Origin of the sequence: Bradyrhizobium sp. AUGA SZCCT0158 (assembly GCF_018130065.1) — a bacterium.
Taxonomy (GTDB): domain Bacteria; phylum Pseudomonadota; class Alphaproteobacteria; order Rhizobiales; family Xanthobacteraceae; genus Bradyrhizobium.
This window is the reverse complement of record NZ_JAFCME010000046.1, coordinates 1-21,733: the sequence shown is the minus strand read 5'-3', so window position 1 is coordinate 21,733 and position 21,733 is coordinate 1. Positions and strand designations below refer to the sequence as shown.

General features: G+C 57.8%; 18 protein-coding genes. 3 read left to right on the top strand and 15 right to left on the bottom strand.

What is annotated here, in order from left to right; all coding sequences use genetic code 11:
- Positions 1–9: 9 nt before the first annotated feature.
- The 11 genes from JQ574_RS33630 to JQ574_RS33580 all read right to left on the bottom strand — a co-directional run bounded on the left by JQ574_RS33630 (position 10) and on the right by JQ574_RS33580 (position 10,731).
- The gene (locus JQ574_RS33630; RefSeq protein ID WP_212384196.1) at positions 10–1,599 is read right to left on the bottom strand and encodes a type II and III secretion system protein family protein; all 1,590 of its coding nucleotides are present in this window, start codon (positions 1,597–1,599) and stop codon (positions 10–12) included.
- A gap of 557 nt (positions 1,600–2,156) precedes the next feature.
- Positions 2,157–2,573, bottom strand: a complete 417-nt coding sequence (locus JQ574_RS33625; RefSeq protein WP_212384195.1) for a TadE family protein — start codon at positions 2,571–2,573, stop codon at positions 2,157–2,159.
- A complete protein-coding gene (locus tag JQ574_RS33620) occupies positions 2,570–3,955 on the bottom strand; it encodes a TadE/TadG family type IV pilus assembly protein (RefSeq protein WP_212384194.1) in 1,386 nt (461 codons plus the stop codon). The genes JQ574_RS33625 and JQ574_RS33620 overlap by 4 nt, the downstream gene beginning before the upstream one ends.
- Positions 3,956–3,964: 9 nt before the next feature.
- A complete protein-coding gene (locus JQ574_RS33615) occupies positions 3,965–4,411 on the bottom strand; it encodes a hypothetical protein (protein WP_212384193.1) in 447 nt (148 codons plus the stop codon).
- Positions 4,412–4,491: 80 nt separating this feature from the next.
- Entirely contained in the window at positions 4,492–5,397 is a 906-nt protein-coding gene (locus tag JQ574_RS33610; protein ID WP_212384192.1) for a type II secretion system F family protein, read from the bottom strand.
- Positions 5,394–6,323, bottom strand: a complete 930-nt coding sequence (locus JQ574_RS33605; RefSeq protein ID WP_212384191.1) for a type II secretion system F family protein — start codon at positions 6,321–6,323, stop codon at positions 5,394–5,396. Before JQ574_RS33605 ends, JQ574_RS33610 begins: the two co-directional genes overlap by 4 nt.
- Positions 6,323–7,570, bottom strand: a complete 1,248-nt coding sequence (locus tag JQ574_RS33600; protein WP_249119780.1) for a CpaF family protein — start codon at positions 7,568–7,570, stop codon at positions 6,323–6,325. The genes JQ574_RS33605 and JQ574_RS33600 overlap by 1 nt, the downstream gene beginning before the upstream one ends.
- Positions 7,571–7,782: 212 nt before the next feature.
- Positions 7,783–8,982 carry an AAA family ATPase gene (locus JQ574_RS33595; RefSeq protein ID WP_312014773.1) on the bottom strand — a complete coding sequence of 400 codons (1,200 nt, stop codon included), beginning with the start codon at positions 8,980–8,982 and terminating at the stop codon, positions 7,783–7,785.
- A gap of 12 nt (positions 8,983–8,994) precedes the next feature.
- The gene (cpaB, locus tag JQ574_RS33590) at positions 8,995–9,909 is read right to left on the bottom strand and encodes a Flp pilus assembly protein CpaB (protein ID WP_212384190.1); all 915 of its coding nucleotides are present in this window, start codon (positions 9,907–9,909) and stop codon (positions 8,995–8,997) included.
- 1 nt (position 9,910) lies between these two features.
- Positions 9,911–10,426, bottom strand: coding sequence for a prepilin peptidase (locus tag JQ574_RS33585; RefSeq protein ID WP_212384189.1), 516 nt, complete (start codon positions 10,424–10,426; stop codon positions 9,911–9,913).
- 104 nt (positions 10,427–10,530) lie between these two features.
- Positions 10,531–10,731, bottom strand: a complete 201-nt coding sequence (locus JQ574_RS33580; RefSeq protein ID WP_212384188.1) for a hypothetical protein — start codon at positions 10,729–10,731, stop codon at positions 10,531–10,533.
- A 505-nt stretch (positions 10,732–11,236) separates the two neighbouring features.
- On the opposite strand from JQ574_RS33580, the gene JQ574_RS33575 reads away from it, so the two are divergent.
- Positions 11,237–12,457, top strand: coding sequence for a glycosyltransferase family 87 protein (locus JQ574_RS33575; RefSeq protein WP_212384187.1), 1,221 nt, complete (start codon positions 11,237–11,239; stop codon positions 12,455–12,457).
- Positions 12,458–12,900: 443 nt separating this feature from the next.
- Here JQ574_RS33575 and JQ574_RS33570 read toward each other — a convergent pair whose 3' ends face one another.
- Together JQ574_RS33570 and JQ574_RS33565 are read right to left on the bottom strand one after the other, a co-directional pair.
- Entirely contained in the window at positions 12,901–13,458 is a 558-nt protein-coding gene (locus tag JQ574_RS33570; protein WP_212384186.1) for an NYN domain-containing protein, read from the bottom strand.
- A gap of 839 nt (positions 13,459–14,297) precedes the next feature.
- Positions 14,298–14,552 carry a helix-turn-helix domain-containing protein gene (locus tag JQ574_RS33565; protein ID WP_212384185.1) on the bottom strand — a complete coding sequence of 85 codons (255 nt, stop codon included), beginning with the start codon at positions 14,550–14,552 and terminating at the stop codon, positions 14,298–14,300.
- Positions 14,553–14,622: 70 nt separating this feature from the next.
- On the opposite strand from JQ574_RS33565, the gene JQ574_RS33560 reads away from it, so the two are divergent.
- Both JQ574_RS33560 and JQ574_RS33555 read left to right on the top strand, forming a co-directional pair.
- Positions 14,623–15,489 carry a YqaJ viral recombinase family protein gene (locus JQ574_RS33560; RefSeq protein ID WP_212384184.1) on the top strand — a complete coding sequence of 289 codons (867 nt, stop codon included), beginning with the start codon at positions 14,623–14,625 and terminating at the stop codon, positions 15,487–15,489.
- On the top strand, positions 15,473–16,771 hold the full coding sequence (locus tag JQ574_RS33555; protein WP_212384183.1) for an ERF family protein: 1,299 nt from the start codon (positions 15,473–15,475) through the stop codon (positions 16,769–16,771). Before JQ574_RS33560 ends, JQ574_RS33555 begins: the two co-directional genes overlap by 17 nt.
- A gap of 587 nt (positions 16,772–17,358) precedes the next feature.
- On the opposite strand, the gene JQ574_RS33550 is transcribed toward JQ574_RS33555, so the two are convergent.
- The gene (locus JQ574_RS33550) at positions 17,359–17,811 is read right to left on the bottom strand and encodes a hypothetical protein (RefSeq protein ID WP_212384182.1); all 453 of its coding nucleotides are present in this window, start codon (positions 17,809–17,811) and stop codon (positions 17,359–17,361) included.
- A gap of 117 nt (positions 17,812–17,928) precedes the next feature.
- On the bottom strand, positions 17,929–21,702 hold the full coding sequence (locus JQ574_RS33545) for a calcium-binding protein (protein WP_212384181.1): 3,774 nt from the start codon (positions 21,700–21,702) through the stop codon (positions 17,929–17,931).
- Between the last annotated feature and the right edge of the window lie 31 nt (positions 21,703–21,733).

Below are 21,733 nucleotides of genomic sequence, written 5' to 3'. Positions count from 1 at the left end.
GCTCGTTCCTCAGTTCAGGGTTTTGATCGCTGGTTGACCAGGAGCCGGCGGCGGAGCACGCACTGTGAGTTCAGGGGCGATGATGTGGCCATACGGTCCCTTCACCTCGCCGCCGGAATTGACATAGTCATTATAGCGTTTGCGAACTTCCATCTGACCATTGAGGAAGAAATCGACGTCGTTGGCCGGCAGGCGGGAGTCCAGCGGCGAGGCCAATCGCTGCCCCGGCACAGCAGGCGCGACCAGGCGCGGCGTGACGATGATCACCAGGTCGGTTTCCTGCTGCTGGTAGGAAGAACTGCGGAACAGCGTCCCGAGCACCGGCACCGAGCCGATCCAGGGCAATTGCGAAACATCCTGCCGGTTGCGGGTCTGCAGCAGGCCGGCGATCGCAAAGCTCTGGCCGTCGCGCAACTCGACCGTGGTCCGCGCATCGCGGCGGGTCAACGCCGGGATGATCGTTCCGGCGATCTGGACGGCATTGGTGAAATCGAGTTCGCTGACCGAAGGTTCGACCCGGAGATTGATCACGCCACGCGACAGCACCGTGGGGACAAAGGCGAGTTCGACGCCGAATTTCTTGAATTCGATGGTCACCGTCGGCACCAGGCCAGCAGTTCCGGCCGTCGAAGCCACTGGCACAGGGAATTCACCGCCGGCCAGGAAGCGCGCCGCATCGCCGGAGAGCGCCATCAGGTTCGGCTCCGCGAGCCGACGCAACACATTTTTCTTCTCCAGCGCCGTCACCAGACTGTCGATCGACATGCCGTTGTTGAGCCTTAGCACGCTTGTAAGCAGGCTGCCGAATGGGACCGCTCCGCTTGCCAGCGTGCCGGCCGTCTCAAGCAGGGGAAGCGTGCTGGGAGGGGCGCCATTACCAATCGGAGTGCGCCTGGCCTGAACGACATCTCCCAGGCCGGTTTGTCCGATATTCGTGCCGTTTGCATTGGCGGCATAAAGGTTGACGCCGAGATCGCGGCCATTCTGGCGATTAACCTCCAGGAACCGGACCTCCAACATCACCTGCTGCGGTCCCGCGACGTTCATCGCGTTGACGACCACGCCACCCTTCGCGACCATGCCGGTGGCAATCGCCATGGCTCGCTCGGCGGCGACCGCGTCCGCTGCGGTTCCGCTCAACACGACCTGGCCCTCCCCGGAGGAGACGCGAATGCCGCGCGTGCCGGTACTGGACTGGATGTTCTGCTGCAGATTGCCGGTATCGATCGCGACCTCGACATCGAGGATGCCGATCTGCTTCATCGAACTGTCGAACAGGATGACGTTGGTGGTGCCGGTCTGCTTGCCCTGGATGTAGATCAGGTGATCACTCAGCGATTTCACGTCTACGATCTCAGGCGAGCCCGCCACAATGGTGGAAAAAGGCGCATCGACCCTGAAGGTGCGTGACTTGTTGAGAGTCACCTTGACGCGCTGGACGTCGGTCATTTCGCTGACAAAGACACCGCCTGAGCCTCGTCGCTCTGCAGCGCCAGCGCGCTCAGCCGAATCAAACAAGGCAAACGCAGCGCCAAGAGTTATCACGATTGAGGCCAGAAGCCTGCCTCCTGCCCTACCCGAAATGCGACCGCCCTTCATTCGATTTCCCCTCGCGGCGAACCACTTCTGTCCCCGTAAATTTACGGCCTAAGCGACCTAACAACTCTCCTTCGCGCACCACGTCGCAAAGCTTACAATCTGTCCCACTATAAATCGTTACTTCGTATCCCTGGCGCGCTCTGCCCCTCAGAGAGGGCGCTTCCCGGACTCCTGTTAGCCGCGAACGCAGCATGAAGATCATCATCCGTCATGCTCCTCGCTTGCAAGGAGAGACCATTGCTCGGGTGCCGCGAAACCAGAGAAAACTTTGCGATGTTGCCAGCTTGCACCACTTTCCGTGCCTGGTCGGGGGCGGCCTGCGGAACTTCCTTGGCGGTGGTCGCAACCCACGCCCGGCGGCCGGCCGGCCACCGCGTAAGATTCGCGTTCAAGGTCTCGACTGATTCGATATTTTGGTGATTTTTGCCTTAATTTAAGCTACCGGCAGTCTAAGCCCGGCAAGCTCCGTTCGTGGATGCGGAAATCTGTTCAGACAACGGGGGCCGACTCTCCATCGCTAACCCTCATCCGGACGCATTTCAGGATACCTGGAAATGCTAGAACGGAATTTGGGTGGACGCGCTCGGGTCGGTGAATGTTGCACCCCAGATCGGCATGATCATGGTGAAACTTACAGATGCTGTAATAGTAAGTGCAGAGGCTCCCGAAGTCGTGCCGAGTGCAGGCGTGAGACCGGCGGAATACAGGAACGGGGCAGCATCCTGCTTCTGCGCGTCAGGCAGGTAGGTATTGATATCGGTACAGCCAGAGGGTGAGTTGCTAGCTGTTACGGCCGGTGTGTAGCACTTGATCATTGTTGCCCGGGCGCCTGCATTCGCAAGCGTCCGCAATGACTGCATGGTGATCGCATATCGACCGAAATCGAAGATCGCGAACATCAATATGAACAAAGGCACGGCGACGATGCAAAACTCCAGCGCCGCGGCGCCTCGCTGATCGAGCTTCCTCATCATTGCACCAAAGCGACGACTTGGGTTTTACCAATGGTACCCGGAGCACAGTTGTCCGTGCTCATGTAGGCATTACCGTTTATGGTGAGCGTGTTGGCGATCACTTGTGTACAGGCCGTATTGGTATTTTGAGTCGATCCGCCGTACGAAACTTCGACGTTGGGGAAGTACATCGCGCCGCCCAAGCTGACCGTACCACCGCCGTTGATCGTAACAGCATTCTTGCTCTTGTTCGGGGCCTGATCGTCAATCAGAACGCCGTCCAGAAGAGAACTAAAAGAGTTGGTCTTAGCGGCAGAGAGAGTGACTGTAGCGCCACTGATAGACAGGCTCGAATCCCCCAGCAAGACGAGGGTTACGCCTGAAGTGGCTGCGCTTGTGCAGGTGCTGCAGGTGACAATTCCACCAGTAATTTTGATCGCTGCATTGTAGAAAAAGTATGTGCCTGGCGCGAAGTCTACATATTCGTTATTCGACACCGACAGGTCTTTGTATGCTCCGGTGCCCCCGCTGTTCGGGCTCACCGAATAACACTTGGTAGCAATTATCCCTGGGGGGGGACACGGTGTCGTGGCAGTTAGTGGCGCGTCATTGCCGGTCCTAGCGTTGAACGTTGCAGTATCTAGAACCTTCAGCGGATTCGTCGCAGGCAGCATACTGTAGTTGTACGGCACGCTGAGAGCGCAGTGGCCCGCCGAGGCGACACAGCCACCGACACCATTAACGGCCCAGCCCGAACCACTGAAAGACGGAGTGCTGTTGTACTTGACGGTGTTGTTCGACATCATCCCGCAACCATTTCCGGTTATGTTGCTGCTGCCGCCGATCGTGAGCGCGTTATTTGACGGTCCAAGCCCCAACGCACATAGCTCTTTCGGGTTCTTGATTTCGGCAATGGCTTGAGCGCGGATATTGACAGTGGATAGGCCAAGCACCGCTGCCAGGTATGCCGGCTGTTGCTGGCCAACAACGGCACGAACGGATGACCCGCCAGCGTCTGTCGTCCACGACGGGGACGACCCGGCACTATAAGTACCCCTGTCGATCTGTACTGTCTGCAAGGTTCCTGTTGGAAGGCTGGCAACACAATGGGAGCCTGGATAGGAGGTATCGCCCGTGTTACAGAACGCGTTCTGGGCTGCAAATTGCCTGCCGCGATAATCGTACGTTTGGGCGTCAGTAACCGCGGGGCTGGCGGCATTCTGAATAGCGAGCGTCAACGCACCGGACGTCGCGGCAGTATCAGCGGCGTTCTGCGCTTGTTGCTTGGTGACGTACCACGATCCCGCCTCGGCCCCGAGCGCAACCACTCCGATCAGCGGCACCAGGGCGATGACGGTTGCGAATGCCACTGAACCTCGACGGCAACGGAGCACGTTACGCATGGCAATCTCCTATTGAAACCGCTCTGAGAAAGGCAGCGTGTACACACAAGGATCAGCGCCACCACTACTGCACAACACCGATTTCAACACCGTCGGCGACAAGGTGACGGTCGTCGTGTACGAATAGTACTTGGGCGACGCCAGGTTGGCTGAGGAGCAGGCAGTGTTGGTATCACCGCAAATCACTTGAATACTCGGAATGGGATAACGGGGATCAGCCTTGGCGAGCGCGCTTGACGCCCAACTCGACGTGTCGCTGAAGTCAGACGGCGGGGCGTACTGGATAGACTGTCCGAAGGCACGCAACGACTGCCACGCGGATACATACTGGAAGCCGGCGATAGCAATGTCGGCAAGCGGCAGAAGCAGGCCCATGATCAGGAAAAGCCAAACGAAGAGCATCTCAAACGCGGCGGCGCCGCGCTGATCCGCTATGAAAGAAACTTTTCTCCTCATAAGCCTACCTCGACGGGGCGACCAAAGATCCGGTCGCCAAGATCAGTGGTTCAACAGGGTAACCGTGCTTCACGGCTTACTTACTTCATGTTGTCGAACGTACGAATGAGGTGCAGAAACGGACTTGCACCCAAAATGATGAACATGGCTGGCAGCAGGAACAACACCATCGGCATAGTCAGTTTGGCGCCTAATTTGTGCGCTTTTTCTTCCAGCTTGGTAATTCGTTCTCGCCGAAGGTCGACGGCAATGCTGCGCAGCGCCTGGCTCAACGGCGTTCCGTATTGCAGGCTTTGGCTGACTATGGTGCCGAACCGGCGAAGTCCTTCCGACCTGGATCCGATTTTCTCGAATGCGTCGAAGCGATTTGGCAATATCCGGAGATCATCGAGAAGATCGTACAGGACCCGGGCCATGGCAGGATTGGTCTGGTTGATTTCCTCCGCCACTCGTTCCAGTCCGCTCTCCAGGCCCATTCCCGCTTCGCTGCACACGACAAGCAAATCGATCGTATCCGGCGTGCCTAGCCGAATGGCGGCATCAAAACGCCGCCTGAGCAGCGACAAAATCAATCGCGGCCCCATAATTCCGATCACCACACCAATGAGAGTGAAGATCAGCACATCAGTCAGTGCGTACCCCAAAAGCTGTGCAACAAAAAAAGCAATGATCGGGAACAAGAACGTGCTGACAGCCTTGACACCGATCCAGATCGGCAAGGTTCGGTGGTGATTGAGACCTGATGACTGAAGCACCGTTCGTAGTTGATCGAGATTTTCCTCAGCGTAGAATCGCCGATAACGCATGCCGAGCGATGAAAACCAACCGGTCATGCCCTGGAAGGGCGCTGACTGGCCAGGAACGCCCAGGACCGCTTTCGACACCCGTACGTTCAATGCGCGAAAGTGTATTTCGTGGATGATCAACACGAAGGTCGCTGCCGCGGCTGCTATGGCCAAAGCCACCAGACCAAGACTCAAAGTCATAGTTCTGTTTCCCTTTTGACCATCCAACGTATCACCAGGGACCCGATAATCACCGAGGCAACTGCATAGGCCAGGAGCATGTTTCCGGTCGGATCAGTGAACAGCATGTCAATTGATTGCGGATTGAGCAAATATAGCAGCCCACCTATAACGACGGGCGAAACTGAAAGTGCGCGTGACGAAAAGATGACCTCTCCCGCCAGAGCCTTCGCGCGAGCAGCCAGTGCAACTCGCTGGCTCACGGTGTCTCCCAGTGTCTGCAAGGTTTCGGCCAAACTGCCACCCGACTTCAGCTGGACGCCAAGTGTCACCGCAAACATCCCATACTCAGCCACTTGCGTTCGCTGATAGACCGCTTCGATAGCTTCCTCCGGAGGCCTTCCCAGACTCAATTCGCTGCAAACGATAGCAAACTGACGAGCTGTGGGTTGCGGCATCTCGCGAGCGATGGTGCGAAATGCTTCGTTCACCGGTAGCCCGGATCGAACAGTGCTTGTTACCATCTGGATCGTATCAGGCAGCTGTCGAAAAAGTTGATTGGCGAGGCGACTTTGCTGCCATCCAAACAGACCTCGCACCACCATGATGGCTACAATTGCAGCCACGAGAGAGACATAGAGGGTGGAAAATCCGAGCCGGCTATTGGCATAAAAGATTGCCGCTGCCGCGATGACACCGGCAAGCAGCACATACGAAGGGTGCCAATCGTAGCTTGTCTCAGATCTGTAATTGGCCAGGCGGTGCAGAAACTGCCCGCGGGAGCCGGCCTGTTGCCGACGAATGGAGGGCAGGCTTTCCGAATGCAGGGTTGGCAGAGCTATCGCCAGCTGACGATCCATGCGCCGTTGTCGAGCGTCGAGCCACAACGTGATGGCTGCCGCGCATACCAAAAGTACCAGGACAAATATGGTCAAAGACTGCGACATTACAGCTGCCTCATAGCCTCGGCCCAGGCTCGATCAAGCCCGTAATAGTTTAGACGGCTCTTGAATTTTGGGACTGCCTTGGTGGACTTGTAGGTGCCCGATATCCGTCCGTGAACATCCTCCTCCTTGTATTCGAACGCAGCGATGTCGTTGGTGGTGATCACATCACCTTCCAGGCCGATCACCTCGCTAATCTGAATAACGCGACGCTGCCCGTCCCGCATGCGTTCTACTTGCACGATGACATCCAGCGCAGCGACGATCTGAGACCTGATCGCCCGCAGCGGCAGATTGACCTGTCCCATCTGCACCATGTTTTCGACACGGGTCAGTGCGTCGCGGGCGCTGTTGGCATGCACCGTGGAGATCGAACCATCATGGCCGGTATTCATCGCCTGCAGCATGTCAAACGCTTCGGGGCCGCGCACCTCGCCTACGACGATCCGGTCAGGACGCATCCGCAGCGCATTCCATACCAGATCGCGTTGTGTCACCTGCCCCGTGCCCTCGAGGCTGGGAGGCCGGGTCTCCAGGCTGATCACATGCGGCTGTTGAAGCTGCAACTCTGCCGCGTCCTCGATGGTGACAATGCGTTCATTGTGATCAATGAACTGGCTGATGGCGTTCAACAGCGTCGTCTTGCCGGAACCGGTACCGCCAGAGACCAGAACATTGAGCCGACATCGGCCGGCGATCTCGAGCAATTGTCCCATGGCCGGGGTCATTGAGCCGTTCTCGATCATTCCCGCCATATCGAGACGGCGACTTGGAAATTTTCGGATGGAAATGCAGGGGCTATGGATCGCCAGCGGCGGCAAGATGATGTTGACCCGGCTGCCGTCCGGCAAGCGGCAATCCACCATCGGACTGGATTCGTCAACGCGCCGTCCGACCTGGGCCGCGATCTTCTGCGCCACCGATGCGATATGATCATTGTCGCGGAATCGCACCGCGTACCGTTCCAGCTTGCCGTTTCGCTCGACATAAACGTTACTTGGTCCGTTGACCATGATATCGTTGATCGATTCATCCAGCAGGAGCGGACGGAGCGGCCCGTAACTCGTCATGTCGTCCGCAATCTCGTCCGCTAGCTGAAACTGCTCGCGACCTGACAGTTCGAGCCGATCCTTGTTGGCGATTCCATGGATGATATCCTCGATCTGCCGCCGAAGAACATCGCGCGAAACAGTCGCGGCCACCGATGGCTCAATCTGCTCAATGACACGTTCGCGCAGCGAAGCCGGCATCACGGGGTGCCCGGTCGAAGGTTCGTCGCGCCTTGGCGTCAATGCAGACAAACGAGTTGGCGTGCCGTCCTCTGGCGTCGATGCAGGAACTCGATTTGGCGTGCCGTCCCCTGGCATCAATGTAGGAAAACGAGTTGGCGTGCCGTCCCTCGGTGTCGATGCGGGGAAACGAGTTGGTAAGTCGTCGCGTTCGCGCGTACCAAATTTTTTCGTCACCGGAACAGCCTCCTGAACCATCCCTTCCGCTGGGCGCCGACACCTGCGATCTCCCGTACAATCGGCGCGAGATGACGTCGCAGTTTTGATACGTGCTTCAGAGCTGGAATTCCGAGATTTACCGCCTGGGTCATCCCCTTGCCGAGATCGGGAATCACCATGTCCGGTTCTGCGCCCAAGGCCTTTACAATCGTTGCCCTGGGAAGGCCCCCGGGACGATCGGCACGATTGAGCAGAGTAAAGACGCGATCCTTGCCGGCGATGTTCGTGACGGCGTTGCGGAGTGCGTGGGCATTGCGAAGTCCGGTCACCTCCGCTTCCAGCAGCACCAGCACGTGGCGAGAAAGAGTGATCACCGGATGGATGGATGGCGGAAACGGGACGGGTATATCGACAACGATGTAATTGAACCGTTGGCGGAGCAGACCCAGCACATGCCTCACTCCAGCTTCGGAGATGTCGAGCTGCGCATCCAGGTCCTCATCGGCGGAAATCAGGCAAACACGCTCGTTGATATCGATTGCCGCGCGTTCGAGGAACAACGTGTCCGCCCGCATTGGGTTTTCCAGAGCGATGCGCAGCCCCGGCCCCGGCCTAACACCCAACATCACGGCCGTTTCGCCGTTTTGCAGATGAAGGTCGAGCAGCGCGACCTTGGCCTTTGTGGTTTCAGCCAGTTGCAGTGCGAGATTGATAGCGATACTCGTTGCTCCGGCGCCCCCCTGAGCACCGCAGATCGAGATTACATGCCCGCCACGATCGGCCGCACTGGGCGCCACGTCGCCAAGCAGCTTCGGACGCAGCTGGGCCAGCACGAAATCGCGCGTGAGCGGCTTCGGAAGGTACTCGGTCAAGCCGAGTTCCATAAGCTCGCGGTAGAAGGTGATCTCCCTGTTCTCACCGATCAACGCCACCTCGACATCGGGCGGGCAGACGCTGGCCAACCTTTCCAGTTCGGTAAATGGATCATCGATTCCACTGATGTCTACCACCAGGGCGAACAGCTCGGTGTCGGTCTCGAGCATCTTTATGGCATTGCGGATATTGCCACGCCTGATCGTCAGGTTGCTGCCTTCGAGGCCTTTACGCAGCGCCGCTGCACTCAACTCGTCGCTTACGAAACAGATGATTCGGCTGCGCGTTAGAACAGACGGAGGCTCTTCAGGCGGACTTGCGATAACCATGTTAACGTTCACCACTACCTCCCCTTACCGACGGACGGCCGAAGCGACCGGTGCTGACGGGGCAATTTCCCGCGATGCATTGCTGCTCAACACAGGGCGCGCAGTCCCTGCATCGTCTTTCCTGACGGAGTACTTCGTGCCGTTATTGCGTGAATAAACCACCACCGTGGTGTCCGAGTCCCCGGTGTCCTGTCGATCGACCGCTGACCGTACTGCCAAGGTGAGCTTTCCGCGCTGTCCTGCCACCACGACTTTCTTGACCTGGTCAGGCGCAAGCTGCAACGACACGGTGCGCGCGACCTTGCCGGCCGTGGCGTTGCTGGATGAGCCGCCTTGCACGATCTCCTGGTCAATCGCGACGATTCGAACATTGTGAGCAACGGTTTCGCTCAGCGTGCCATGCTGTTGAGCTGTTTTATCCTCGGTCGCTGTCGACGGCTCCTGGATCAACACGACATCGACATGGTCACCCGGCCAGATCAGGCCCGAGACACCAGACGCCGCGTCAACGTTGATGCTGATGGCACGCATATCTGGTGCCAGCACGCTGGCGAGAAAACCCCGTTCTCGCGGGCGCAATATGTTTTCCGATGTGACCAGACTGCCAGTGTCGAGGAAGTTGCGAACCAGAGATCCGCGAAGGCCGGTCTTGGCGTCGGGCGTATCGAGGATCGCCCCTGCCGGAACACTACCCGGCGGCACCGAGCGCACGGTGAAATCGTCATCGCGGGCCAGCGTCCCTCTCGGTAGCGGGTGCGCCGCGACAAAGTACCCGACGACGGCAGGCGGCGCCTTCTCCGTGACCTTTGCTGCAGGAGCCTCTATTATCTGTACTACCTGCTGTGGTTTCGGCATGTTCATGCTGTAGGCGATAAGCCCGAGCGCGGTGACTGCGAGCAACAGCACCATGATGATCGAGAGACGCAAGGTGGATGACATATCAAAATCCTTGGCTGAAAACGGTCCAGATACCACCGCACGCTATCGCAACCCCGTAAGGCAGCGGTGCGTGTCGCAAATGGCGCCAACGCTCAATCGCGTAGACGCGGCGTAGGAACGACGATCCGGCCGGCGCCAGCCTGGGCTGTGGCAGCACGCGCATCATCAGATGCACCAGGGCAAGAACGCCGCCGGCCAGCGCGGTTACGGTCAACAACTTAAACACGCCCATCAACGGCAGACCAATTGCCAGGGCGACCAGCAGCTTGACATCGCCGCCGCCAATCATTCGTCGCTGGTAGATGATCAGCAGCAGCAGGAACAGGATGGTCGCGGCGATCAGGGATTCGGCAACCCGCATCGGGCTGGCAAGTTGACCAGCGATTCCGAGCAACGCCAGCACCAGACAAATTTCATTTCGGATCGATCGCGTCGCGATATCGATCATTGCAACATAGACCAGCAATAGTATTGCTAAAAACGAGGCTGTGGGAGCAATCCAACTCATAATATGCATGCCTCAAGAAGAGGAAACGCATCCCTCAAAAGAGGGCATCAAATGCATGTCTCAAAAAAAGTGGGGGGCACTTCCCAATGCCCCCCTGGGGCCAGGCGGCCGTATCAGGCAATAGCGGCAGTGACCCTGGAGGCGATAGCGGTGATCGCAGTGCTCAGCGAGGTGAAGATAGCGCCACTAGCACCAGGACCGAACGCAGCAGCCACTGCGGCAACGATACAAGCCGCGACGATCACGTACTCGAACGACACCACGCCGTCTTCGTCCTTGGCGAGGGTCTTCACGTCATTCAGAAAATTACGCATTTAAACGCCTCCAAATTGATGTTAAGTTTCAAAATGCATTTCAGTGGTGCGGAGCAGCCGCGGAAACCACTGGGTAAATTTTGTGTTAAGGCGGCGACTTAGTCAATGTTTATGCAAAGTTTTGGCAATCATCCTTAATCCGTACGATACCGGTGTAATCGCAGGGCAACATGCTGAGCCGCCAAAGCAATTACAAGTTCGCCTACGGCGGCAATTTCGGGGTAACTCGCCTGAGGCGCGTCTCTCCGTATAAATACGGCTAACCCATATGGGGGATCGTACGCGGCGTACGAACGCTGCAAGGCCAGTGCCGCACGACTACGGTACATCGCCGGAGCAACGTGGTCAGTCAAATGCACCATGATCATTCAGCCACTCAATCAGCAGTACTGATCTGAAACCGAAGCCATCGCATGCGAAAGATTCTAGACACTTCTTTGTGCGCGCCTTACTGATTTCAAGTGTGCGCTTTCGGACAGGAAGCGCTGCCGAGCAAGGACCTCGCATGGCCGCCTCCCGCTCCACCCCCGAAATCACTCCGGTCCAAATCGAAATTCCCGCGTGGCTCCGGAAGGTGTGTTTTGCGCTGTGCGCGATGAACGTGACGCTCTGCCTGATGGCGTATCTTGCACGTGTGTGGATTTACGATCGGAACGGCCTCGGCGTCCCGACGGACTTCATCAGCTTCTGGGCTGCCGGGCGTCTCGCGCTCGATGGCTTTCCGGCGCAGGCCTTTGACTGGGACATCCTGAAGCGGATCGAGGTCGCCAAGCTCGGTCAGGATTTTGACGGCGATTTTCCCTGGCATTACCCCCCGCCGTTCTTCTTCGTCGCATCCGTGCTGGCGCTGTTGCCCTATACGGTGGCGTATCTCGGCTGGGTTCTTGCCAGCCTCGTGCCTTATCTTGCCGTCATGCGCGCAATCGTCGGCCACAACTTCGGCGTTCTGCTCGCGCTCGCCGTTCCAATGGTTTTCATGAATGCGCTGGTCGGACAGAACGGCTTCCTTACCGCTGCGCTGATCGGCGGCACGCTTTATCTGATCCCAATCCGCCCGGTGCTTGCCGGCATCTGCCTCGGGCTATTGACATACAAGCCGCAATTCGGGCTGCTGTTTCCGATTGCGCTGATCGCGGCCGGGCATTGGCGCGTGTTCATCAGCGCCAGCGTGACGGCGATCGCGATGTTCGTCGTTTCGTGGCTTGCCTTCGGCACTGAGAGCTGGCTGGCGTTCTTCCACTGGATCCCGAGATCCTCCCAAGAGATCATGACCGAGGGCAAGGCGACATGGTGGAAGTTGCAGAGCCTCTACTCGATGGTGCGTTATCTTGGCGGCACCGAACAACTGGCTTGGGCATTCCAGTTTATCCTCACCGCGTCCGTTGCGGTGGTGGTGGCCCTGATGTGGCGAAGCCGCGTGCCATATACCTTGAAGGCCGCTGCTCTTGCCGCGGGGACGCTTCTGGCCATGCCCTATCTCGCCATCTATGACATGGTGGTGCTTGCTATTCCGGTCGGCTTCCTGTTCCGCATCGGATTGAGGAGTGGCTTCCGCGCCTACGAACTCCCCATGCTAGGCATCGCGCTCGTTCTCATCGCCGCTTACTTCACGTCCACCCCGACGGGGCTTGGCGCCACGCTGATTGTTTCAATCCTGATCCTCGGTCGTGCCGGTTCGTGGTGGCGGCGTGCGCCGGCGCCAGCTGCGGTTGCAGCGAGCGTCTAGGCTCCTCGGAACAGGCCTAGGCTGCTGTTCCAGGCGAACTATCACAGGGTGTAGCGATCTTAGTCCTTGCGTCCGTTATTGTCTGCGAACTGATCAGCAGATATGTCGGGGGTCGCAGGCATTCGCGCGCTGGGACCCGCCGGGCGCAAATAAATTAGTGCTTAAAAATGCTCGATCCGCCAGCCCCGGTTATCCCAGAGACTGCCCCCGGTATCGACGAGTGTGGAGTCAAAATTGAAGTTCCCGCTGCGAAACACATCGAGTGTGCTGAAACCGAGACACAAAGAGGATAGCCGCAACGGCACCAGGCAGTTCCTGTGAAGACCTATTGCGCGCGCAACTTTCAAGAACAATCGTGCGCGCATCCACTCGGATTCCAAGCGGGTTGGTCCTCAAGCGGCCGGTAGAGGCATGTCGAGAAGGCCCGCGCGGGAATGTTGTCCCTACGAAAACTCATCCCTCTGGTTGCGCATTCTGCTCTCATCCTTTGACCGACCTATCGCAGCCTTGAGGTCATCCAATTCGAGGAACGTATCCGCCTGCCGACGCAATTCGTCAGCGATCATCGCAGGTTTCGTTCGCATGCTTGATACGACTGTGACGCGAGGACCGAGGCGCTGGATTGCTTCCACAAGGCGACGAAAATCGCCGTCCCCAGAAAACAACAATATGTGGTCTACATGCTTCGCAATCTCGACCGCATCGACTGCGAGTTCGACTCCAATATTGCGCTTGTATTTCCGCCGGCCCTGACCATCATCGAACTCTTTGATCGAGTTCGTACGCACTGTGAAACCGTTATAGTCGAGCCAATCGATGAGGGGCCGGGTCGTTTGAAACTCTTCAGCGATGATCGTGTAGTAATAAGCACGGACAAGCACGCCGCGCGTCCTGAACTCGGCGAGAAGCCTCCTGAAATCAATGCTGAAGTCCAAGGCTTTCGCCGTGTGGTGGAGGTTCGGGCCGTCGACAAAGAGCGCCATTTTTTCGGAAGGAATCATCGCCCCAAGCTCCCTACCCATAGGACTGCGGTGCATTACGGTGCAACTAAGATTGCCGGCGGGGTGACGAGCTTTGTCCACTGCTACCGCGTCGCAGCGTTTATGTCCGCTTTGGTTCGCGTCGATTTGACCGCGTGCCGCTCACTTCCGGTCTAACTCCACAAGAAGACGCAATCGGGGCCGCGGGCATGTTCTCAAAAGTGCCACCCCCCTACTTCTTACCCAAAACCTGCGCCACGGCTTGCATAACAGGCTTTTTGGAATTCTGTTCTTGCTGGCAGAAGCGCTCTAGCTTGACCGGTTTCTCTTCGAGGGTATTGGAGTCAATAACGGGATTGCCTTGCTTACCTCTGTGACCCAACGAAGATACTCGATTACGAAGCTCGAATGGCACGCCAAGAGACACCGAAAATCGCAGCGCGCATGTGGTCCCTAAGTAATGCGCCTTCAAAGATAGACGACTTAGATTGCGTCTGGATCAATGGCCTGAGCTGGAAATTGCATATCCCGGTCGACATAGCCGTCATAAATGAGGCCTGGTTCATTCAAGCCATCAAATGGTCCGGGACTTTTCACCACGCGCGCAGTCTTATCCGGAAGCGCCAATAACTTCTCGAGCAACCGTCATTGCACCCTCCCCAGGGGTAACGCCTGCCCTTCACTTCCGCCAACACGGCAGCGGCTCAACGATTCCTGCTGCCGCCAGCGTTGCACATCTGTTTTAAAACCGCCAACGAGGCCGAGCAAGTCTCAATCAACCAAACGGCTCCTTCGGCAAGGTGTTGGCCAAGACTGGGCTCACATGAAGCTGTTGAGTTTCTTTGCTCTTTGCATTCGGTTTATTTAAGTCGAGCAGGGCTTTGTGCCTTCCGGAGCCGGACGCCAACACCTCCGCCGTTTTCTTCGATGAACTCGACGCCAACCTTTTTCAGCACGCTTGCGATTGCGGCCACGGCTTCCTCGGACACCTTGATGCCCCCGTCGGCTTCAGCTCGCTTGATAGTAGGAACTGATAGTCCTGCAGCATTTGCGATTTCGCTCTGCGACCATCCGACAAGAGCTCGCGCTGCACGAAGTTGAGATGGGCTAAACAAACCTCTTGATCCTTTTAGATCATTATGTATGATCTCTTTGTATCAGAATAATCAGATTCGGAGTAGTCAAATGACGAAAGGCACCGTTTTGGTGAACGGCGGAGCTATACCAAAAATTGTCAGCGCGAAGGCATTGCGTGACCGACGACACTTCATCGGTGGCTCCGACGCCCGGATCATCATGGGAAAGGACGAGAAAGCCCTCGTTCGCCTTTGGAAGGAAAAGCGAGGTGAGAGATCCCCGGTCGATCTTTCGAGAGAATTGATCGTTCAGCTCGGACTCGTAACCGAGGACCTCAATCGACGTTGGTATGAGACCAGTTCGGGCTATCGGATTGCCCATGTCCAACGCCACGTAGTTCACCGGACAATCCCCTGGATGGCCGCCACCCTCGACGGCGTCATCAAAGAAACGGGCGCCGTCTTCGAAGCCAAGTTCATGCTGCCCTGGTCGTTTTCAGAGGTGGCCGCAGCGGAAAAGCACATGGCCCAGCTCCAGCACAACATGCTGGTCGCTAACACCAGGACCTCCGTGTTGTCGATCATCACCGGAGGCGGCAACTGGGTCGAACTCGCCATCGAGGCCGATCCGATCTACCAGACGGTTCTGATCGCGGCAGAGAAGGCCTTTTGGCAGGCCGTCAAGACCGGCGAAACTCCCGCGTTGTTCGACTGCGAGCCGCCAAAGCCACGAATCCAAGCGGTTCGGGTGGTGGATATGAATGCCTCCAATTCGTGGGCTGAATTTGCCGGACTGTTCCGGGACACGCAACAAGCCCACTTAAACCACGAGCGAGCCAAGAGCGAATTGAAAGGTCTGATGCCAGAAGACGCCAAGGAAGCCATGGGCCACGGCATCCGAGCGAGACGGTCAAAATCAGGAGCGATTAGTTTCGACCGCGTCGAGATGGAGGCCGCCCATGCATCGGTCCAGTGAGAATGTCGCGGCCATCGCCACCGCCTTAGCGAAGGCTCAGATTGACCTCTCGAATCCAGAGAAGGCATTGATCGGGACGGTCTACAACAACCGATCAGACAGTCCCCAGACCTTTCGCTATGCCTCCCTGGCGAGCGGTCTTGACATTGTTAGAAAGGCCTTGGGCGGCCAGCAGATTGCCATCGCACAGACTACCGACATCGACCGTGCCAATGGGATCGTCAACCTGACCACTCTCCTGCTGCATACTTCAGGGGAGTGGATCTCTTCAGACTGGCCGGTCTGCCAGTTGTCGGAGGCATCTGCACCTCGCCGCATGGGAGCGGCCCTCACCTACGCACGGCGTTACGCCCTGTTTACGATGGTCGGTATCGCGGGGGATGATGATCTCGACGCGCCGCCCGATGTGGCCACGCCCCGGGCAGAAGATCAAAAGATCCTCGATACCAGCCTCCCGCCCAATCCCGACATTGTGCTGGGGTCCGCTCAGAACAAGCAATCGCGACCCGGTGGCTCCGGCACGATGCTGTTGCGGGATAAATTGTCGGCCGCAGAGTCCGCATTGGCTGCGACGCAGCTTATCCAAGAGATCGAGAGGCTTTCGGAAGAGGATCTGCCCACCCGAGCGATAGCCATTCTAAAGACCAAAAATCGCCTATCAACGGATGATGCGCGGCGGGTCGAAGACGCCTTCTCAGTCAAGAGCGTCCCGTCAGGCGCATTCCCCGAGCCAATCGCGGTGGTTGAACCTGCAATCGCTCCTCCTGATCCGGCAGTAACTGTGCTGCCCTCGGCCAACCCCGAAACCGAGAACGCACGGCGACCAAGGGGCCGGCCGCGAAAGGTCAAGCCTGCACCCGAGCAAGCTGCTTCTGCTTTCAAGATACAAAAATGCATCGTCGTTAGCGATGTCCCCGGTGAGGCTGTGTCTACCTCCTCCGCGGATTCAAAAGTCGAAAGCGGAGCCTTGGCCATTCCCAAACTTCGCTACCTCCGCGACAAGGCACACCTAAGATTTGTAGCATCTCATCCCTGCCTGATCTGCGAACGTAGCCCCGCGGACGCCCATCATGTGAGGTTCGCACAACCACAGGCGTTAGGTCGGAAGGTCAGCGACGAATTCGCGGTGCCGCTGTGCCGCGCCCATCACCGAGACAATCACCGCTTTGGGGACGAACGAGCTTGGTGGTCAAGAGTCTCGATAGACCCGATTGCGGTCTCACAGAACCTTTGGACGAAGAGCCATAATCGATTAGTTCCAAATCCGATGCTTTTCGAATGAATGACCCACGCGTGTCGGACGGTGATGTGCGTGGCGGCTTGCCCCTGGCCTAGGGTTATTTGTTGCCCGGGCGGAAAGCGATTGGACTAGGCGTGAATCCGTAAGGCGGTCGGCGGACGTCCGCTTTGGTGCGCATTCCGGACTGAAGTCGGACCTCGCGCGAGGTCCGACAATCGATGGATTTTGTTGCAAAAGTCGGCTGTAACTGACGGTGTCGTTCGGTCACTTCACTATGAGCGACCGGCTTTGATCAACCGGCCCTGACGCCTCTTACGCAACTCTGACGCTACGCAATACACAGCTGCCTCAGCGGGTGGCGGCCGAGCGACCCGCGATGCGAGCCGCCGCAGGATCTGGGCCATCGCGGCCAGGACGCACTCAACCTGTGCGCCTAAAGGACGCCGGCGCGCCCAACAGAGGCGGCCGCCATCGCAGAAAACTCTGCCCGACGACAACGAGGCAAGAGATTTTCCAAGAAGGATTATCGGTTGGATTCACCGCTCGCGGGACATGCCAACCTGCTGCAGACTCCAAATGGCTAGACATCGGCGTTAAGTTGCTCACTACAACGCACATCCGTAGGGGGCTCACTTGTTGAGTTCGCCGGCGACCGGGGATGCTTGCAATGCGTCCGCGCTCTTGGTCAGTCCCCCAGCTACTTGTCGTGCGGCATCCGGGCTCAGCGCATACCCTTCCTGGTTTTCCAGCCGGTGATTGAGAATAAGCAGAACCAGGCCCCTGCCCTCCGTGTCCGCCGTCACGGCGAAGGTCTTGGGGATTTCAAATCTGACTTCATTCGGGTTGTCGCCCGAGCGAGCCTTTCGCTTGGATCCCGCGGCGGCGTCTGCACCCGGGGCCACTGCAAGGGTTGGCTCAAGCGTGCCCCGCGCGTTGACGAGGGCATCGATAAAATCGTCCAAGCACTCGCGCGCGATTTTAAGCTCCACGTCGCCAATATATTTTCCGCTTCCGCCGACGATGACTTCCTTCTTGTCATCTGAGAGCCTGGACGACTTTACCTCGCTGATCCTGATCGCCATTTATGAACGCTCCGAGCTGTCCCTGCCCTAGTCATACTCTTTCTCCCGTTCCAGGACCAATCGTCGGGCTTCCCCCCATCAGCTCCGCACTGTATCCAAACGCATTCTGTCGATCAGCTAGATCAGATCGTCCCGGTATGACAGAAGTGTGCCCGTGGTGGCGTCTGCCGCGAATATGAAGCCGTCCGCCGAGTAGTCGCCGAGCAACGAGATGTTGGCGGTGTGAACGCCGTCGCTCACCGTTAGGGTTCCGCCGGTCTCCTCCGAATTCTCAACGTAACTTACGCTGGTGCCTTCTCCAAACGAGACATCGAGCAGATCGAAGTGGTCATCCTCGTTAAATCCCGAAACGATTCCGCTGAAGTCGAAGGAGTCGCCAAGCTTGAGCGTTCCAGTCGCTTCGGCAGCAAACGTTACGTTAACAGATGAGGCCGCTTCGAACTCGATCGTGGCTACGCCATCGATCAACGCAGTGCCATCGCCAGTTACGCTGCCGTTGAGGGTGATGTCTGCTCCATTCGCCCACAGCAATCCGGAATTATCAAGGTTGCTGTCGATGACCAGCCCGCCGCTACCGGTCGCTTCGAGTGTTCCGGAATTCACGATGGTATTCGCACCGGTATCGATCTCGAGGGAATTGCTGCCGGTGGCGATGATCGTGCCTTCGTTGATCAGGATCATCTGCCCTGCGCCGAGCTGTCCGGCGCCCGAGATCGTGTTGTCCACATTCGTCAGCGTGACGTCCGAGACCGTTCCGGTGATCACATTCTCGGTGCTGTCGGACAGTATGACCTGCCCGTGCCCCTCGAGCGAGATGCCATGCTGGATAAGCTGGAGGTCGGTTTCGGCACCCGTCGAGTTCAATTCGATCGTGCCGGTGTTTTCGATGATGCCGCTCAGCGGCATGATCGCCCCGTCTCCGATCACCATGTTGCCGGCGTTCTGCACAACCGGAGTTTGATCGAAGACGAAATCATCGGCCGAGAGCGAGTTCGCGTCGACGCCCTGGAGGATGATCGACTGGCCATCTCCCAACGTGATGACGGCATCGCCGAGATCATTGTTGATCGTCTGGGCCTGAACGTCCACAAACGTCGTGAAGCCGGCGTATCCGATCAGGTCGATCTGGTCGTGCGCTGTGTCGAAGTTATAGATCGTATTCTGGCCAATCGGTTGGGCGACAACGAACAAGTCGTTGCCGCTCGAACCCGTCAGGTTGTCGTCGCCCGACACGGCGAAGATTGGGGAACCGGGCGCGTAGGCTTCCACGTTGTCGAAGAATTTTGCAATGCCCGTGGTGCCGTCCGCGTTGGTCCAGGTTTGGCTCACGTGCAGCACCGTCGCGCCGATGAAATCTACCGGCGCGGTGACGGTCAGTGCGCTCGGATCGTTGGTGTGGACGATCCATGTGCCGTCGCCGTTGTTGGTTCCGGCGTTCAGGCTCCAACCCAGGGGAACGCCGGCAATCGTGACCGTAATTAAATTGCTGGGGTCAGCCGAAGGATTGGTGAGCGCCAGGTTGATGGACTCTCCAGCAATGCCTGCCGGGAAGATATGCGAAGGAATTAGCGTAGAGAGGTTGGCTACGGTTACTCCCACAAGGTCGACCAGAATATCATTTGCTGCGCTTGGGGCGGTGCCGACCTGCTCGAAAATGAATGTGTGAGCAACAGGTCCGCTAAACGTAGCGGTGAATGCCACCGTGGTGCCAGTGTTTCCGAGGTCGTTGGCCGCAATGTGCAGATACTGCACTGCTGCAGCGACGTCCGCGTTGGATGTCAGATTCAGTAACGAGCCGCCGTCGTTGTAAAAGGTTATTATGCCGTTCGTGATTGAATGCTGGCTGACTTGACTGCCACCTATGGTGAGGGTGGAGTTGCTGCCGTTCACAAGCCCGCCAGTATTACCGGCTGTGACAGGGGTGCCCGCCAAATCGAGAGTGTCGAAGGCTATGTCGAAGTCGGTAATGACGTCATATCCAATAACGGTGCTGCCACTGATGGTACCCGGGGATTGCGCGCTGCCGACAATGAGCATGTCGGCCCCCGAGCCGCCGGTCATTGAATCGGCGCCCGTGCCGCCGGTGATGGTGTCGTCGCCGGAACCAGCCACGATAGTGTCGTTGCCCGCGCCACCATTGACGGTGTCATCCAGTGCGCCCGTCGTAATGGTGTCGTTTCCGCTGGTGCCTGTCAGATTGTATTGAAGGCGAGCCTCGAAGTTTGCTTCATTGAAAGTACCAATTGGAGAAGCAAAGGTGACAGCGATATCGCCAGCATTGTCCCAATCGTTGTTGGTAGCCTGGTTAAGCTCGATGAGGCCAGTCAGAGCTGTGAAGCTGCCCACTGTGCCATCGTTTACGGCGCCGGCCGTGCCGATAGCTGTGTCCGTGCCATGCACAAAACTCGACACATTGGTAGCAACGATTTTGAGGGTCTCATTGGACAAGTCAAACCCGGTGATCGTATCCTCACCTGCATCGTTACCGTTGCCAGCGATCGTATTACGCCCAGAGTCGCTGGAAGAGCCGACTGCCGCATTCACAATAACCAGATCAACGCCAGTGCCGCCCGTGATTGAATCGGCGCCCGTGCCGCCGGTGATCGTGTCGTTGCTAGAACCAGTCACGATAGTGTCGTTGCCCGCGCCGCCATTCACGGTGTCATCCAGTGCGCCCGTCGTAATGGTGTCGCTTCCACTGGTGCCTGTCAGATTGTATTGAAGGCGAGCCTCGAAGTTCGCTTCATTGAAAGTACCAATTGGAGAGGCAAAGGTGACAGCGATATCGCCAGCATTGTCCCAATCGTTGTTGGTAGCCTGGTTAAGCTCGATGAGGCCAGTCAGAGCTGTGAAGCTGCCCACTGTGCCATCGTTTACGGCGCCAGCCGTGCCGATGGCTGTGTCAGTGCCATGCACAAAATTCGACACATTGGTAGCAACGACTTTGAGGGTCTCATTAGACAAGTCAAACCCTGTGATCGCATCCTCACCTGCATCGTTACCGTTGCCAGCGATCGTATCACGCGCAGAGTCGCTGGAAGAGCCGACTGCCGCATTCACAATAACGAGATCAACGCCAGTGCCGCCCGTGATTGAATCGGCGTCCGCGCCTCCCATGATCGTGTCGTTTCCAGAGCCGCCGAGGAGAGTGTCATCACCCGATCCTCCAACGAGAAAATCGCTCCCCCCGGCTCCAGTACCGGCGTCGGCACCGCCGCCGAAATCGAGATACGACGCTTGGTAGGAACCGGCGCCCGAATAACTGGTCGTGAGATTGAAGCCGGAATTGGCGTTGACGACATCAATGGACATTGTCCCGCTTGATGTAGTTGAACCGTCACTCACGACATAGGTGAACGCGTCCGCCCCCACACCAACGCCGAGGGTCGAGTTGTAAGTAATGGTTTGTGCGTCGACATCTAAGGTGAGGTTACCTGCGTCGACGCCAGGACCCGACACAGATATGATCCGCAAACCATCTCCGTCAATGTCGCCATCGTTTCCGAGCAGAGCGCTCGCCGAAAACACGGCAATGGTATTCGTCGAAACGACGAGCTTGTCGTTTACTGCTACCGGCGCATCGTTGGTGCCGTTGATGGTGATCGTCACCGTGTCGATGGCGCTCGCACCGCTGTCGTCGGTCGCCGTCACCGTGTAGGAGAAGGTGATGCTTTCACCGTCGTCCAGGAAGTCCAGCGCCACGTCGTTGGCGGTGTAGCTCCACGGCGTCGTGCCCAGCGCCGCCGCATCGGTCGCGCTCGCCGTGAAGGTGCCCGCCGTCAGCGCCGCAATCTGCCCCGCCGTCAGCGAACCGCCGCTCCAGACGATGTCGTTGTTGTAGCTCGAGCTGATGTCCACCACGTCGTTGGTGTCGATGTCGTCAAAGCTCACCGTGCCGGACTGGCTGAGGTCCTGCGCGCTG